Raw genomic sequence first — 16,670 nt, forward strand, 5'->3', positions numbered from 1 at the left:
AAGCCTAAGCCCCGGGGCCGGCCATCGCCGGCCCTTTGACAACCCAAGCGACATGGGCGCGACAGCATCGCGCTCTCGACCTCTTCAAGAATCAGGTACCTCCATGGCACTCGTCAGTATGCGCCAATTGCTGGACCACGCCGCCGAACATGGCTACGGCGTGCCGGCCTTCAACGTCAATAACCTCGAGCAGGTTCGCGCCATCATGGAAGCCGCGGACGCCACCGATTCCCCGGTGATTCTGCAGGCCTCCGCCGGCGCCCGTAAATACGCCGGCGCCCCCTTCCTGCGCCACCTGATCCTGGCCGCCGTGGAAGAGTTTCCGCATATTCCGGTGGTCATGCACCAGGACCACGGCACCAGCCCCGCTGTGTGCCAGCGCTCGATCCAGCTCGGCTTCTCCTCGGTGATGATGGACGGCTCCCTGGGCGAGGACGGCAAGACTCCGGCAGACTACGACTACAACGTCGACGTCACCCGCCGCACCGTCGAGATGGCCCACGCCTGTGGCGTCTCGGTAGAAGGTGAGCTCGGCTGCCTGGGCAGCCTGGAAACCGGCATGGCCGGTGAGGAAGACGGCATCGGCGCCGAGGGCAAGCTGAGCCACGACCAGCTGCTGACCGACCCGGAAGAGGCCGCCGACTTCGTCAAGGCCACCGGCGTCGACGCCCTGGCCATCGCCATCGGCACCAGCCACGGCGCCTACAAGTTCACCCGTCCGCCCACCGGCGACACCCTGTCGATCCAGCGTATCAAGGAAATCCACGAGCGCATCCCGGACACCCACCTGGTCATGCACGGCTCCTCCAGCGTGCCCCAGGAGTGGCTCGAGGTGATCAACGCCAACGGTGGTGCCATCCCCGAGACCTACGGCGTCCCGGTGGAAGAAATCGTCGAGGGCATCAAGCACGGCGTGCGCAAGGTCAACATCGACACCGACCTGCGTCTGGCCTCGACCGGTGCGGTACGTCGCTTCCTGGCCGAGAACCCGGCAGAGTTCGACCCGCGCAAGTTCCTCAAGCTTACCGTCAGCGCCATGAAGGACATCTGCATCGCCCGCTACGAAGCCTTCGGCACCGCCGGCAACGCCAGCAGGATCAAGCCGATCAGCCTGGAGGGCATGTTCGAGCGCTACGCCCGTGGCGAGCTGGACCCCAAGGTCAACTAGCCGAGATGACCATTTGCCGTTCCTCAGCCAACACCGAGGAACGGCATTTAAAGGAAAGGAAAGGAAAGGAAAATGGTCACCCTTAAAACAATCGTCGAAAATCCAGAATCAGCCGAAAAACTCAATGCAGCTTTCGCTGATCTAAGAGCAGATTTCGAACTAGATCTTGAAACAAGCAAGGAAAATATTGACAATCTTATAAGACTACATGTAAACACAAAAAACAACCTAGACTCACTTGCCTCCTCTTCCAAACTTTCAAGTGGTGTTCTAGAGGGTCTAAGAGGAACAGGAAAAACCCATTTAATGTTGTTGTCTCGCCACAAAATAAACAAGAAACTATTTGAGGAAAGGAACTTTTGTGTATACATAAACTTAAAGAGATTCAGCACTACCGAATCACCAAATGAAGATGTTTTCAATCGATCATTTGCTCTATTCGTGATAGAAAATATTATCAACCAAATCTCCCTTGAAGCAAAAGCCACAGGAAAAAGCAGTTGGCTAAGCACTTTGCTGAGTAAAGAAGAAAAAGAAAAAAGAGATTTCATCACCCAACTTTCTGAGGCAATCGATACCGCATATGAGTGTGCGCTATCTTGCCTTTCCGGCAATGCGACGCTCCATAATATTGGCACATCCACGAATACAATTATTCAAAAAACAGAGGAGGCGAAGCAATCAATAAACGAGCTCAAAACAAAAGCTTCAGCATTAAACCAGTCCGTCAATTTAAACTTAAAGGACTCAACAAAAAAAAGAGACATATCAGAACAAGAAAACTCATCTATCGAAGAAATCTATTTTGACATAAGCCAATTCCATTCGTCCCTAAAAAAAATAATATCTTCACTCAATCTTAGATCACTCATCTTTTATTTTGATGAGTGGGAAAAGCTATACGAAACCGGAAATTTTCAAAGAAATTCAGCAAAATTTATAAACAAAATTATTGACACACCGATTTACTGCTGGATTGCTTACGTCCCCTACAGGGGGCTTCTCTCACCTTTATCTATTGGCGGAGACCTTCAGCATAGCATCAACCTAGACAAAGACCTCATTATTGAGAGGTCAAAGGCTGACAAAACAGGGTGTATTGAGTACTTCACCGATTTCATCAACCGAAGATTAAACCTTAGCTTTAATGATAGTTCGGTAACATGTAAAACATTAATCAACACCCCTAAAAAAATGGAACTTCTCATCCTAGGCTCCATGGGGAATACACGCGATTTTGGAACCATTCTTCTTACCGCATGGCAAAATTTCAAAAATTACAGAACCGGTAAGCTTGGGAGAGGAAAACCATATCAGTATATAAGCGAATACCATATAAAAGAAGCTATAAAGCAAGACGGACGTAAAAAGTTACAGAACATTGAAGGTGACCACAACACTATTCGAGTCTGGAACGATATCGTCGATTATATTAACGAAAAAAAATACAGTCATTTTGCCATACCTGAAACATCAGAAAAAAAAGAATCACTTGGCGAAAGAGAATATTCAGAGCTTTTCTACCAGAGAATACTTCACATAAGGAAAACTGGAGTCGAACCTAAAGACACCACCCCCGAATACAAACTATCAATACTCGCACCGAGCTTTTCGGTTACCCAAGAGAATCAATCAAAAATCAAGTATGTCACAGAAAGCAAAGAAATTGACAGCCGAATACGAAGATACATCTTCGACCCAACGAAGATAATCAACTTGATTAGAGTGCAAGAAGGAAGGATACATCCATGTATAAACTGTCAAACAAACATAAACTCTGAGAAAATGAAAGCCGCATGGGAATCTAATACCTGTCCGTTCTGCGGTGGAAACATATACAATAAAAACTAATATAGTCTGGCGCGTAAAATTAGAACATAAAGTACTTAAAGCTTCATGGGTTGGCCGGCATGTTCGAGCGCTACGCCCGTGGCGAGCTGGATCCCAAGGCGATGCCTGTCAAGCTTGTTGGAACGCGGGATCACGCGGCTTCTAACCGCTGATCCTGCATGAAGATTGGATCTTCCTGATCGGGGTTCAGCCAGGCCGTCCGACGTGGCGTCCAGTTGCGGGTAGCGCCGCTCCACCGTCCGGGATGTTGCCGTTTCGCCTCAGCATAGATGGCATCCCGCCTTGCCAGAACCTAGTCATCCTGGCCGGCATGCCGCTCCTCTGGGGTGACGAAGCGGATGGCGCTGTGGCGGTGCTCGTGGTTGTACCAGCGCAAGAAGCCGGTCACCCACTGCTGCGCCGCTGACAGGCTCTCGTAGCCGTCCGACGGGTAGTCAGGCCGGCACTTGCATGTCCTGAACAGCGACTCCGAGAAGGCGTTGTCATTAGAGACTCGGGGGCGGCTGTACGACGGGGTGATGTTCAGTCGCTGCAGTGTCGCCTGAAGCGTCGAGCCTTTCATGGCGGAGCCATTATCAGCATGCAACACCAATGGTTTGTTGATGCAGCCTTCGCGCAACACGGCGCGCTGGATGACCTCGCTGCTGTTGCCCATGGACTCCTGGTCGAAAACCTCGGCATCAACGATCTTGCGGCTGTATATGTCGACGATCATGTAGAGGTAGTAGAACTGCCCACGCACCCGGGTCGGTAAGTACGTCACGTCCCAACTCCAACAGGCATTGGGGCGTGTCACGCGGTGTCGCTGAGGATCCCCCTTTGGGCGTGGGGTACGAGCGCGGCCACGCTGGTGCTGCTCGCCGCACGCCCGGAGGATGCGGTAGTAGCTGGACTCTGACGCCACGTATAGCCCTTCCTCGTCCAGCAGCCGCGGCACGATCTGCCCGGGCGGCAGGCTGGCGAACTCGGGACGATGACAAATCTCCAGCACTTGCTGACGCTCTTCAGGTGACAGGGCATGGCGCGGGACAGGTCGCACGGCCTGAGGCCGTCGATCTTGACCGCCCCGACCCCAGCGGCGGTAGGTGTTGGTACCGATGCCGAGCTCTGCGCACGCGGTTTGCAGGCGGGCTCCCTCGGCACGCGCCTCATCGATCAGCTGTACGGCGTCCTGGCGATCTGAAGTGCTGATCATTCGTCCTCGTCCCCCCAGATCGCTCGGGCCTTTTTTCGTAGCGCCAAGAGGGCTGCGGTTTCCGCGAGAGCGGCCTCCTTGCGGCGCAGCTCACGCTTGAGATCCTTGTTTTCCTGGCGGTCCGCCTTGCGGGCTTCATTCTGCTGCTTGGAGACGACTTCACTCCGGTCGTTGGCGCCTTCGCAGCTCGCCCGCCAGCGCTGAATCTGTTCAGGATAGAGGCCGCGCTGCCGGCAGTACTCGGCACGCTCGGCTTCACTGAGGGCCGCCGTCTCCAGCACTGCGTGGAACTTGTCCTGCGAACTCCAGCCCTCGGGATCATCGCTCTGGTCAGGTAGCAAACGGCCCGCTTGGCGAGCCTTCTTACGCCAGTTGTATAGCGTGGCTACTGAGATACCTTCTTCTTGGGCCACCTCCGCCACCGTGCGGTTATGTGGCGGGAGCAGCTTCTTGAGGATGGCTTCTCGGCGCTCGTCGGAGTACTTCATTGGAACCTCATCACGCCCCCATGGTTCAGAGTCTAACAGCTGCTGAGGCTCCAACTAGCTTGGCAGTGGGGGGGGGGTCGGCCTTCAGCAGGTGGACTCTTCCAGCCGTCGCCGCAACGGAATATTGGCCTCCGTGCGGGCCGAGGACACCGGTAGCTCGGCGCGAATGTCCTCGATGGCATTGAGCAGCGGCTCCAGCGCGGTGAGATGACGCGGGGCGCGCAGTCGCCGCTCCAGCGCGCGATAGACTTCATCGGGGTCTTCCCCCGGTGCCTGGCTCGAGGTAAAGGGCGCCCGCAGTGCGGAACTCGCCGCCGAGACCGGCTCGAACAAACGAGCGTAGGGGTCTTCGCCGGACCAGGTCAGACACAGCAGATGATCCCGGGTGACCTGAACGTTCAGTTCCGGATAACTGCGGGCAAGACGCACGAGACAGTCAACGACATCATCGGTAAGAAACGCTGCCAGGGCGTCATGCTCCGCCGTGCAGGCGACGAAATAGCGAGAAAAGGCACCCTCTCCCCAGCGTTCGCCGGTGGAACCGTGGTGCAACAGTCGCCACTTGCCCTCTCGCGGGTTGCAAAGATCCACCGCCGCCACCTCGAAGAGATCGCAGATCAGGCCGTTGCGATGATAGGTCCGACGGTCCTTGTCCATGCCCTCGTCATAGGCGAAGCGATAGACCCAGTATTCGCCACCGACGCGCTCATCGGCCGCCCTGCGGCAGTACTCAAGCTCGCCATTGTCCGCATAGGTACGCTGAAAGTCGGTGATCTTTCGCCGGAGCGTCGTCAGCATCGCATCAAGATCGACATCGGGCTCGGCCAGTCGAAAGTCGAGCTCCGCCGCTCGCCGCACCAACAGTCGCAGGAAGTCGGCCACCCGCTCGGTGGCGTGCCAGTCGAAACCCAGCAAGGCTGCCCCGACCAGCGCCAGCGGAATCAGCCACGGCCAGGAGAGCCCTCCCGCCAGGGTGATGATAAAACCGAGCGTGCCCAGCAACAGGCAGAGAAGCCCCAGCGCCAGAATCGTGGAGGAAGGACGCGGATTGAGCGACACGTCCTCGTCCCGGGCGCGATCCAGAATCTGGATCAGCGACTCCCGTGACCTAGCCGCTTCCGCAGCATGCTGCTCGCGGCGCGTAAACCGATAAGCCTTCCATAGCGGCGTCATCGTCGCGCCTCTCCTTCGCTCATGGTGATAGCTCTCTTGATGGCAACCTTGATGACAATGATGTCTGCAACAGCAAGTCTAGTGTCCACCAAGACCTGGGCGCCCCTTGGCATGGCCACATCAGGGGTACACGGGCCGTCCCCATGGAGAGTGAAACACATCCTTCGGATAACGCCCGGCTGCAGCTGTGCTGAAGCGATAACCTAAGCGCACTTCGGCGCAATCAATACGTGGTAGCAGCCGGGGACGTCAGCACAAGAATCGTCGCCTGACCCGCGCGTTCGATAACCGTCAACGGTACTCGCGCCGGCGACCGGTTGCCCTTGAATGCAGCACGCCACTTCATCGACCAGATATCGGAAGCGTTGTTCCTGCGAAGGGGTAAGTACTGTTCAATCAGGCATTGCAGAGGCCCGCGTCTGTACCCAGGGAACGCCCGAGGTCGCCAAATTTCAGCAGCCAGGCATCGGAGGGTAAAAGAAGGTTAGGCACTACCTCAGCAAGCAACGCAACAAGGGGCGGTGGGCGACGCCCCTTGCTGTACTGTGATCAACGCTTGCCGGGCAGCAGCCTGGCAGAACGCCCGCCCTTGCGGGTCTTGTCCAGCGCCTTGCGCCCGGCGCTACGGCCCACTACGCGGGCCACGCCGACCATCACGCCGGTGGCGGCTCCCCACAGGATCGCCTCGCGCCACTCGACGTCGTCGCGATCCGGATTTTCCGGCGGTTCCTTGTCCGACACCTTTTGATAGGCACGCTTGGCGGCCTTGCGTGACATCACGCTGGCCCCCACCGCGGCCGCGGACCCCACGATGGACCACAGTGTCTCTTCTTTCATGAGTACCTCCTTGAACCATGGCCGGGGCCATCCCGCCCCGAGAATGTGGTGTTTCGAACACCGCTGTGTTTCAGCATAGCGAAGAGGTCCTCGTCGCCTCAAATCCCCCATTTCCGCACCGCAATAGTGCGGACTGCGCAGCGTGAAAAAACAGTGTTCAAAAATTGTGGTTTTCGACTTCGAACACAGGCAGACTCCGCAGAAATCTGCAACACTGTTCGATAACGCAACGAATCGCGAGGTCGCCTCCATGGCTCGCCCCCTCTGCCTGCTGTTCGACTGTGACGGTACCCTGGTGGACAGTGAACCCCTGCTGGCCGCCGAGATGGCCGTCAGCCTCTCCGCCGCCGGACTGCCGTTCCGGGCCGAGGACTATATGGGCGACTTTCGCGGCGCGCGCTTTCGCAACATCGTCGCCACCCTCGAGGCACAACATGGTCAGGTCGATCCGGACCACCTCGAGGTGCTGGAAGCGAGCATGCGCGCCAACCTCAACCGCCGCCTGGCCACCGACCTGACCCCCATCGCCGGTGCCACCGAGGCCCTCGCCGCGCTGTCGCACTACCCCATGGGCGTGGTTTCCAACGGCCCCGAAAACAAGGTGCGCACCTCGCTTGCCACCGTGGGCCTGACCGAGGTGTTCGGCAATCGCCTGTTCAGCGGCTACACGGCCAACTGCTGGAAGCCGGACCCCTGCCTGTACCTGCATGCCGCCAGCATCATGGGCTTCGCCGCCGAGGACTGCATCGCCATCGATGACGCCATCGTCGGCGTCAACGCGGCCCTGGCCGCAGGCATGACCGTGGTCCACCTCAATCGCTTCGCCGATGCCGAAGAAACGCCCGAAGGCGCCCACATGATCACCAGCATGTTCCAGCTGCCGACGGTCATCTCACGGCTGCAGAAGGATCGCGACAGACACGCCATGCTCTCCAGCGGCTAAATTCCGCTGCATATACCCTGAGGCCCGGCAATTGTCGGGCCTTTTCATTGCTCTACATCACCTCAAGACCATTGTCTAAGGCACGCCTTGTTGCTGGCTTCGGCCTTTAGCGCCTAAGCTTGTTAGCCAATGGGAACGTTCCCATACGGACTTCTCGACGTCCTGCCGTTGTCGCATCACCTGGCCTGCTCACCTCGACAGGGCTCGCCAGCGTCGCCCTTGTAAACGGACGATGCCATCTTATCCAAGAGCCGCCCCATGAATGACCGCCGTCGACCCGCCACCATCCTCGAAGTCGCCCGCCAGGCTGGCGTCTCCAAGACCAGCGTCTCGCGCTACTACAGCGGTGAACGAGAACGGCTGTCCGGGGCCATGCGCGAGCGTATCGTCGCTGCCGCCACTGCGCTGGGCTACCAGCCCAATCCCATGGCCCGGGGCCTCAAGGGAGGCCCCTCCGGCCTGGTCGGCATGCTGGTGGCCGATATCCGCAATCCTTTTTCGGTGGCGATCATGCATGGCGTCGAACAGGCCTGTCGTCAGGCGGGACTGTCGTTGATGGTGTGCAACAGCGATAACGACCTCGAGCAGGAGCGCCAGCAGCTGGCGCTGCTGTCGTCCTACCGTATCGAGGGCCTGGTGGTAAACGCGACCGGCCGCCACAGCGACGCCCTCGCCCAGCTGGCCGACAGCGGCACGCCGTTGGTACTGCTCGATCGCAGCCTCGCCGACGTCCATGCCGACGAGGTAGGGCTCGACAACGACGCCGCCATCGACATGGCCATCGCGCACTTGCGCGAACAGGGCTACGGGCGCCTGTTGTTCATTACCGAACCGCCGGCCCAGGCCAGCTCTCGTCAAGCTCGTCTGGAGCGCTTCAACCAGCGCTGCCGTGACGGCTCGCTATCCGGCGACACCCTGGTCATCGAGCTTGGCGATCGCCAACGCCTGGACCAGGCATTGGCTCGATTTGTCGATAGCGCAGGCGATTCCCGCCCGGCGATCCTCTGCGCCAATGGCCAGGTAACCCTGGCACTGACCCGACGCATGAAGGCCCTCGGCTACCTCCTGGGAGAGATCGGGCTGATGGGCATCGACGAGCTAGAGTGGTGTGACCTGACCGAACCGGGCATCACCACCCTTGCCCAGCCCACCGGTGCCATCGGTCAGGCCGCCGTCGACTGCCTGCGCGCCCGTGCCGTCGGGCCTCGGCAGGCGCCGCAGCGTGCGACCTTCGCCCCGACGCTGACGGCAAGGGGCTCCACCCAGCCCGCTGCCACCCCTTCCGCCACTGCGGAGCCTTCCTCAGTGTCCTCTTCGTCTTCCACCTCAGAGACCTCCTCATGAACCAGAACACTCCTGACATCCTTACCTTCGGCGAGGCCATGACGCTGTTCGCCGCCGACGCCCCTGGCGACCTGGCCGAGGTCGAGCGCTTTTCGCGCAGCTGTGCCGGCGCCGACACCAACGTGGCCATCGGCCTGTCACGGCTGGGCTTCAAGGTGGGCTGGCTCAGTCGGGTCGGCGAAGACTGTTTTGGCCGCTACCTGCGTGCGAGCCTGGAGCGCGAAGGCCTCGACTGTCGCCACCTGATCACCGACGCCGAGCACGCCACCGGTCTGGTGTTCAAGGAGCGCGCGGTGGGTGGCGCGGACCCCAGAGTCGAGTACCGTCGCCACAACAGCGCCGCCAGCAAGCTGTCGCCGGCCGACGCCCAGGACGTCGACTTCAGCACCCTGCGCCATCTGCACGCTACCGGCATTCCGCCGGCGTTGTCCGCCAGCTGCCGTGAACTCTCGCAGTTTTTGCTCGAAAAGGCCCGCCAGCATGGCACCAGCGTGTCCTTCGATCCCAACCTGCGCCCGACCCTGTGGGCCAGCGAAAGCGAGATGCGCGACACCCTCAACGGCCTGGCCGCCCAGGCCAACTGGGTGCTGCCCGGTCTGTCCGAGGGCCAGTTGCTGACCGGCCAGACCAGCGCCCACGATATCGCCGGCTTCTACCTGGATCAGGGTGCAGATGCCGTGGTGATCAAGCTAGGTCCGGAGGGCAGCTACTATCGCGGCACCCTGACAGGGCAAGACGAAGCCTTCACCGTGGCCGGCGTCCCGGTGGAGACGGTGGTTGATACCGTCGGCGCCGGGGATGGCTTCGCCGTGGGCTTCGTCAGCGCCATGCTCGATGGTCTCGATCCACGCCAGGCCCTCAAGCGCGCCAACCTTATCGGCGCCGAGCAGGTCCAGGTACCGGGCGACATGGAAGGACTCCCCGACCGCAGCCGCCTGAGCCAGCTCGAAGACGCCTGATCCGTAGACGCAACGATGGCCCACCGAAGGAAAGCCTGCGGTGGGCTCCGATCCTGGCCAGCCTCCTGCGCTGGCACTCCCACCTCCCTGGGCAGGTCAACAAGACAGACTCCCCCCTGTTGTGCGACAAAGGTCCATTCTCGTTACGACAATAGCGACAACGACAGATACAACGACAGCTACACCAACAAGAGCTCCCCATGACCAAACGCATCCTGGTATTTCGCGAGATCAACCAAGAGCAGCTCGACGCCCTGCGCGAGGAGTTCCACGTGGACTACCTGCCGGGCGTCTCGCATACCGAGGACCCGGCCTTTGTCGACGCCCTGTCACGGGCTCATGGCCTGGTTGGTTCAAGCCTCAAGATCACCTCTTCGCTGCTCGACAGGGCGCCGAACCTCGAGGCTATCGCCAGCATCTCGGTGGGCTACGACAACTATCCCGTCGACGAGCTGACCCGCCGCGGCATCCTGTTGTGCAACACCCCTGACGTCTTGACCGAGACCACCGCCGATACGGGCTTTCTGCTGATCATGAGCACCGCTCGGCGGGCCGTCGAACTGGCCGAGCTGGTCAAGCAGGGCAACTGGAAGGAAAGCATCGGCAAGCCGCTCTATGGCAGCGACGTCCACGGCAAGACTCTGGGCATGGTCGGTATGGGCCGTATCGGCGCCGCCATCGCCCGCCGCGGCGCCCTGGGCTTCGGCATGAAGATCCTCTATACCAAGGCCTCACCCAAGCCTGAGCTCGAGCGAGAACTCGGCGCCCAGCGACGCGAGCTGGAAGAGCTGCTCGAGCAGGCCGATTTCGTCTGCGTCACGGTGCCGCTCTCCCGCGAGACCGAAAAGCTCTTCGGCGCCGCCGAGTTCCAGCGCATGAAGCCCGGCGCCATCTTCGTCAACCTGGCCCGTGGCAAGGTGGTAGACGAAGCCGCCATGATCGCGGCGCTGCAAGACGGCACCCTGCACGCCGCCGGCCTCGACGTCTACGAGCAGGAGCCGCTGCCCGCAGACTCACCGCTGCCGCACATGGCCAATGTGGTCGCCCTGCCCCATATCGGCTCGGCCACCCACGAGACGCGTACCGCCATGGCCCAGCGCGCGGTGGACAATATCCGCCTGGCGCTCCAGGGTGAACGCCCGCTGAGCCCGGTCAATGACGAAGTGCTGAAGCGCTGATTCCCCCCTCTTCCCGCGAGGTATCCATGTCCGACACCACCGCCCCCCTCTGCCTGCTGTTCGACTCCGACGGCACCCTGGTCGACAGCGAGCCGCTGCTCGCCCGGGCCATGGCCGAGACCTTCCCCGACTTCGGCCTGCCGTTCACGCCCGAGCAGTACATGGAGGAGTTTCGCGGCGTGCGCTTTCTCGACATCGTGCTCGAACTCGAGCAACGCTTCGGCGCCCTCGATGACGCCCGGCGCGACGTCATGGAGGATCGCCTGCGGGACAATATGGCCGCGCGCATGAAGGCCGAGCTGACCCCGGTTCCGGGCATCCCGGAAGCCCTTGCAGCGCTTTCCGGCCACCCCAAGGCGGTGGCCTCCAACGGCCCGCTGGCCAAGATCCGCCTGGCCATGGCAACCAGTGGACTGGCGCCGCACTTCGGCGACAATCTCTACAGCGCCTACGAGTTGCAGGTGTGGAAGCCGGACCCCGGGTTGTATCTCGCCGCCGCCGAAGGCATGGGCGCCGAACCGGAGAACTGCGTGGTGATCGACGACGCTGCGGTAGGGGTGGAAGCCGGACTCAAGGCCGGCATGCAGGTCATCCACATCAACCACTTTCCCGACGAGGAGCACACCCCGGAGGGCGCCATCGCCATCACCCACGCCAGCGAACTGGTGACAGCCATCGAGCGCTTGAACCTGGAGCGGCGAGGCCACCAGCGGGGCGTCGCCGCCACCGAGTGACCGGGCCAGGGCGCTGCGAGACACTCGTCCAGGCCCCCCCAGGCCAACCGGTGGTCTTTTCGCCACTCTTTGCTACTTTAGCGATCGTCGGTGCTCTATGCGCGATTGACCACAACGGCTCGCGAATTGATCTTGATCGCTATACTAAAGTCCCCCGTCGAAACCGGGCATACAGGGATTGCCGCGTTGCACAAGGCTCCCTATGCTGACGGGACAGCCCCTTAAAGTCAGGAGACACTCCATGCAAGAAGTGGTGATCGTTGCTGCACGCCGTACCGCCGTTGGCGCCTTCGGTGGCTCCCTCGCCGGCATTCCCGCCAGCGACCTTGGCGCCGCCGTGATCAAGGACGTGCTGGCACAGACCGGCGTCAAGCCGGAACAGGTCGACGAGGTCCTGCTGGGGCAGGTGCTGACCGCAGGTGTCGGCCAGAACCCCGCCCGTCAGGCGTCCATCAAGGCAGGCCTGCCCGACGCCGTGCCCGCCATGACCATCAACAAGGTCTGTGGCTCCGGCCTCAAGGCCCTGCATCTGGGCGCCCAGGCGATCATGCTCGGCGACGCCGAGGTGATCATCGCCGGCGGTCAGGAAAACATGTCGGCTTCCCCGCACGTGCTGCCCAATTCACGCAACGGCCAGCGCATGGGTGACTGGAAGGCCATCGATACCATGGTCCATGACGGCCTGTGGGACGCCTTCAACAACTACCATATGGGCATCACCGCCGAGAACCTCGGCGAGAAGTACGGTGTCACCCGCGAGGAGATGGACACCTTCGCCGCCGCCTCCCAGCAGAAGGCCGCCGCCGCGATCAAGGAAGGCCGCTTCAAGGGCCAGATCGTGCCGATCGAGATTCCCCAGCGCAAGGGCGACCCGGTGGTCTTCGACACCGACGAGAACCCGCGCGAAGTGTCCGCAGAAAAACTCGGCACCATGCGTCCGGCGTTCAAGAAGGACGGCAGCGTGACCGCCGGCAACGCCTCCTCGCTCAACGATGGCGCCGCCGTGGTCATGCTGTGTTCCGCCGACAAGGCCAAGGAGCTCGGCCTGGAGCCGCTGGCACGCATCAAGGCCTACTCCAACGCCGGCGTCGACCCGGCGATCATGGGCATCGGCCCGGCCCCGGCCACCCGCCGCTGCCTCGAGAAGGCCGGCTGGAGCATCGATGAGCTGGATCTGGTCGAGGCCAACGAGGCCTTCGCCGCCCAGGCCATCTCGGTCAACAAGGAACTCGGCTGGGATACCGACAAGATCAACGTCAACGGCGGTGCCATCGCCCTTGGCCACCCGATCGGCGCCTCCGGCTGCCGCGTGCTGGTGACCCTGGTCCACGAGATGATCGCCCGCGACGCCAAGAAGGGCCTTGCTACCCTGTGTATCGGTGGCGGTCAGGGCGTGGCGCTCGCCATCGAGCGCTGATCGGCGCCTCGACGCCTCGACGCCAGAGGGCGCTGACCGACAGGCCCTCGTCAATCAAGCACTTGCGAAGTAAGCACTGCCCAGATAGGCCCCTGCCCAGCAGGGGCCTTTTTCATGCCACGTTGAGCGCCCCCCCATGACGCGCTCGCTGTCGCCTCGGGCGCCAGGGATCACACCCCGTTGTCTACCGCCCTTCCTCTTGTCGCTCGGCCATGACGCTCTTCCCGGTGGGCTCCCCACCGCTTCTGCGACCAGGCCGGCGCCGCCAGACGGAAGAAGCGCTCGACCACTGATTCATCGGTGGGGGCGCTTGCAAGGCTCGTCACGACGAACACCGGCAGGTTGACCAACAGCCCCCAGAAGCCGGCATGGATGCCCAGCGGATGCGGCCACAGGGTGATGCAGGCCACCGTCACCACAAAGCCCGCCAGGATGCCGGCGGTCACGCCGCGAGCGTTGGCCCGGGGCCAGAAGAACATGCCGATGAAGGCTGGCAGCACCTGGGAGGCGAAGCCGAGACCGATCAGCAGGATCATCACCAGGCTCCCCGGCTCGGCGATCGCCAGCGGCGCGATCACCAACGCCATCAAGGGCACGATCAAGCGCTTGGCCCAGCGCCCGGCACGCTCATCGCTGAAGCCGGCCCAGGGCCCTATCACGTCGCGGCTGAGGCTCAGCGCCACCGAGTGGATAAAGGGCTCGGACGAGGACATCGAGGCGGCCAGGGTGCCGGCGCCGAGCAGCCCTACCAGCAGCACTGGCAAGTTGGCCATGGCGTACTCGAGCACCACGGTATCGGCACGCTCGAGCCCCGGCAGGGCGAAGACGCCGATAAAGCCCACCGTGACCAGCGGCAGGATCACCAGATAGTAGCTGGGCAGCCAGGTGGCAGAGAGCCGTAGGGTGCGCGCCGAGGTAGCGCTCATCCACTGGGTCCACACCGGCGGCATGAACGACAGCATCGAGACGATGATCGAGGTGGTCCAGAAGGCAAAGCTCATGTCGCCACCGGCGCCGGGAAGGGTCAGAAACGCCGGGCGCTCGGCGAGGGCCTGACGGTACACCTCGTCAAATCCCCACTGACCGGTGGCGCTGTGGGTGGCCCACAGACCGACGGACCAGGCCACCGCGAACATCAATATGCCCTGGAAGACGTTGGTACGACCGATGGCCCGCTGTCCGCGCAGGGTGAGATAGACCGCAATGGCGCCCAGCACGATCACCACCCCCAGCCAGATCGGGATGCGCCCACCACTCATCACATTGAGGATGTAGGCCGAGCCGATGGTCTGCAGCACCGCGTAGGCCAGCGAGCCGATCGCCATCACCAGCGCCGCCAGCGCACCGAGCCCCGGACTCTGGTAACGATCGGCGATGGCACTGGCCTGGGTAACATGGCCGAAGTGGGCACCGAAAGCCCACACCCGGGGGCCGAAGTACCAGGCCACCAGTGCCAGATAGCCCAGGTAGACCACCACGTAGAACACCGGCACGCCCTTGGCGTAGGCCCAGCCCGGCGCCCCCATGAAGGTGTAGGCACTGACGCTGCCGGCGGCGATCAACAGATACAGTGTGACCGGGCCCATGCTGCGCCCGGCCACGCCCCACTCCTCCAGCGCGTTCGACGAGCGCCCGGCGCGACCGCCCAGGCCGATGACCAGGGCCAGCAGGACGTAGCCAAGGGTCAGACTCAGCGGCAACCACTCACTCATCGTCGACCTCGCCCTCTCCCACTTTTCCGATCCTTGCGCCTTTTTCGCCATTGCCAGCTTGCTCGCCGGCTTCGTCCTGACCCCGATGGAGCAGACGATTGCCCAGCAGCATCGTCAGCGTACAGCCGACCAGGATCAGGTAGCTCCAGGCCACCAGCGCCGGCAGGCCCAGCACCAGCCGCGCCTGATTGACCAGCGTGATCACGGGCCAGATACCCGCAGCAAAGACGGCGACGGCCGCCACCAGCACCAGCCAGCCACGCAGGCTCGCTGGCACAACAAGGGAAGAAGACATCGAGGCTCCTCGACTCACGGTAAGTCCATCATCAAACAACAAGAACGAAAGCGAGCCGAGGTTACCCTCTGCCACGACTCGCCATAAGGGCTGACGCCCTGCGCCATGCCCGGGATCAAGTCCGCGAAGACGTCCCGGGCGGCCTGGTTTCCTGCCGGCTGACCACCCGCGCAGGGGTCACGGCGATCAGCAGCGCCGCCGCCACGAACAGCCCTCCCGCCGCCAGCAGCACCGCCGATAGCCCGAGCGCATCCACCACCTGGCCGCCGGACAAGGCGCCGAGGCCTATCGACAGGTTGAACACGAAGGCCATCATGGCGGTGGCCGCCTCGGGATTGGTGGCCGAGCGCAGGATCCAGGTCTGCAGGCTGACCGAGATACCGCCGAACACCAGCCCCCACAACATCAGCAACACCGTGGCGCTGAACGGGCGGGTACCCAGCCAGGGAAAGGCCAGGGTCGTGGCCGCCAGCACCAAGGGTATCAGCAGCACCGTGAGGTAGGGCCGGCCACCGGCGAGGCTACCGGCAATGAAGTTGCCGGCGAGTCCCGCCGCGCCAAACAGCAGCAGCAGGCGAGAGACATCGCCCAGCGCTACCCCGCCAAGACGCTGCAGGATAGGGCTGACGAAGGTGTAGGCGCCAAAATGGCCGACCACGATAAGCGCGGTCGCCAGGGCGCCGATGCACACGCCGGGCACCCTGAGCTGGCCACCAAGACTCGCCAGCCGTACCGGCTTGCGGGCGGGCAGGCTCGGCAACAGGCGCCACAGCCCGATGCACACCACCACACTCAGGCCGCCAAGAGCGGCGAAGGCGGTGCGCCAGTCACTGACGTCGCCCAGCCAGGTCCCCGCCGGCACCCCCAGCACCGTAGCCGCGGCGACGCCGCTGAAGATCAGCGACATCGCCCGCGGCACCTGCTCGAGCGCCACCAGTCTGCCGGCGAGTCCGCCGGCGATGGCCCAGAAGCCACCGATGCAGCAGCCGATCAGCACCCGGGTGGCCAGCAGCCAGCCAAAGCTGTCCATCAACGCACCGAGGACACTGGCCAGGGCCATCAAGGCCATCAGCCCGGTCAGCAGGTAGCGACGATCGAGGCGCCCCACCGCCACCGGCAACAGCGGCGCGGCGAACGCCGCCACGACGCCAGGCACGGTGATCATCAAACCCGCCTTGCCCTCGCTAACGTCCAGCGAGGAAGCGAGCTGGGACAACAGCCCGATGGGGAGCTGCTCGGCGGTCACCAGCAGAAAGATGCCGGCCATCACACTGACCACGGCCCACCAGTCGCGGCGACGGGTGGTGGCCTTGGCGGGCGCGGCCGAAGAGGAATCGAGTTGCGTCATGTCCATCTCATTACCGCCCGCTGATCGC

13 protein-coding genes and 1 pseudogene are annotated in these 16,670 nt (G+C 62.1%); 8 read left to right on the forward strand and 6 right to left on the reverse strand.

Annotated features, from left to right (window positions below; genetic code table 11):
- Nucleotides 1-103 precede the first annotated feature (103 nt).
- Both fba and KUV74_RS08890 read left to right on the forward strand, forming a co-directional pair.
- Nucleotides 104-1,168 (forward strand): class II fructose-bisphosphate aldolase, encoded by a 1,065-nt coding sequence (gene fba / locus KUV74_RS08885; RefSeq protein ID WP_222516159.1) that lies wholly within the window; start codon nucleotides 104-106, stop codon nucleotides 1,166-1,168.
- A 72-nt stretch (nucleotides 1,169-1,240) separates the two neighbouring features.
- Nucleotides 1,241-3,019 carry a hypothetical protein gene (locus KUV74_RS08890; RefSeq protein ID WP_222516160.1) on the forward strand — a complete coding sequence of 593 codons (1,779 nt, stop codon included), beginning with the start codon at nucleotides 1,241-1,243 and terminating at the stop codon, nucleotides 3,017-3,019.
- Between the two features lie 130 nt (nucleotides 3,020-3,149).
- On the opposite strand, the pseudogene KUV74_RS08895 reads toward KUV74_RS08890, so the two are convergent.
- From KUV74_RS08895 to KUV74_RS08905, 3 genes and pseudogenes are all read right to left on the reverse strand, one after another.
- Nucleotides 3,150-4,702: pseudogene (locus KUV74_RS08895) on the reverse strand (IS3 family transposase).
- 84 nt (nucleotides 4,703-4,786) lie between these two features.
- Entirely contained in the window at nucleotides 4,787-5,875 is a 1,089-nt protein-coding gene (locus KUV74_RS08900) for a hypothetical protein (RefSeq protein WP_222516161.1), read from the reverse strand.
- Between the two features lie 549 nt (nucleotides 5,876-6,424).
- A complete protein-coding gene (locus tag KUV74_RS08905; protein ID WP_052704310.1) occupies nucleotides 6,425-6,712 on the reverse strand; it encodes a DUF4235 domain-containing protein in 288 nt (95 codons plus the stop codon).
- Nucleotides 6,713-6,962: 250 nt separating this feature from the next.
- On the opposite strand from KUV74_RS08905, the gene KUV74_RS08910 reads away from it, so the two are divergent.
- The 6 genes from KUV74_RS08910 to KUV74_RS08935 all read left to right on the forward strand — a co-directional run bounded on the left by KUV74_RS08910 (nucleotide 6,963) and on the right by KUV74_RS08935 (nucleotide 13,287).
- The gene (locus KUV74_RS08910) at nucleotides 6,963-7,655 is read left to right on the forward strand and encodes an HAD-IA family hydrolase (protein ID WP_045992255.1); all 693 of its coding nucleotides are present in this window, start codon (nucleotides 6,963-6,965) and stop codon (nucleotides 7,653-7,655) included.
- Nucleotides 7,656-7,913: 258 nt separating this feature from the next.
- Complete coding sequence (locus tag KUV74_RS08915; protein WP_108131775.1) at nucleotides 7,914-8,999, forward strand: LacI family DNA-binding transcriptional regulator; 1,086 nt, start codon at nucleotides 7,914-7,916, stop codon at nucleotides 8,997-8,999.
- Entirely contained in the window at nucleotides 8,996-9,958 is a 963-nt protein-coding gene (locus tag KUV74_RS08920) for a sugar kinase (RefSeq protein ID WP_108450004.1), read from the forward strand. The genes KUV74_RS08915 and KUV74_RS08920 overlap by 4 nt, the downstream gene beginning before the upstream one ends.
- 200 nt (nucleotides 9,959-10,158) lie before the next feature.
- Complete coding sequence (locus tag KUV74_RS08925) at nucleotides 10,159-11,136, forward strand: 2-hydroxyacid dehydrogenase (RefSeq protein ID WP_222516162.1); 978 nt, start codon at nucleotides 10,159-10,161, stop codon at nucleotides 11,134-11,136.
- 26 nt (nucleotides 11,137-11,162) lie between these two features.
- Complete coding sequence (locus KUV74_RS08930) at nucleotides 11,163-11,870, forward strand: HAD family hydrolase (RefSeq protein WP_108450006.1); 708 nt, start codon at nucleotides 11,163-11,165, stop codon at nucleotides 11,868-11,870.
- Nucleotides 11,871-12,111: 241 nt separating this feature from the next.
- A complete protein-coding gene (locus tag KUV74_RS08935; RefSeq protein ID WP_108450007.1) occupies nucleotides 12,112-13,287 on the forward strand; it encodes an acetyl-CoA C-acetyltransferase in 1,176 nt (391 codons plus the stop codon).
- 170 nt (nucleotides 13,288-13,457) lie between these two features.
- Here the strand turns inward: KUV74_RS08935 and KUV74_RS08940 are convergent, their stop codons facing one another.
- The 3 genes from KUV74_RS08940 to KUV74_RS08950 all read right to left on the reverse strand — a co-directional run bounded on the left by KUV74_RS08940 (nucleotide 13,458) and on the right by KUV74_RS08950 (nucleotide 16,642).
- Complete coding sequence (locus tag KUV74_RS08940) at nucleotides 13,458-14,999, reverse strand: sodium:solute symporter (RefSeq protein WP_222516163.1); 1,542 nt, start codon at nucleotides 14,997-14,999, stop codon at nucleotides 13,458-13,460.
- The gene (locus KUV74_RS08945) at nucleotides 14,992-15,294 is read right to left on the reverse strand and encodes a hypothetical protein (RefSeq protein WP_222516164.1); all 303 of its coding nucleotides are present in this window, start codon (nucleotides 15,292-15,294) and stop codon (nucleotides 14,992-14,994) included. Before KUV74_RS08945 ends, KUV74_RS08940 begins: the two co-directional genes overlap by 8 nt.
- Before the next feature lie 115 nt (nucleotides 15,295-15,409).
- Nucleotides 15,410-16,642 (reverse strand): MFS transporter, encoded by a 1,233-nt coding sequence (locus KUV74_RS08950; RefSeq protein WP_222516165.1) that lies wholly within the window; start codon nucleotides 16,640-16,642, stop codon nucleotides 15,410-15,412.
- Between the last annotated feature and the right edge of the window lie 28 nt (nucleotides 16,643-16,670).

It is taken from the genome of Halomonas sp. DP1Y21-3 (assembly GCF_019801245.1).
GTDB classification, from domain to species: domain Bacteria; phylum Pseudomonadota; class Gammaproteobacteria; order Pseudomonadales; family Halomonadaceae; genus Halomonas; species Halomonas litopenaei.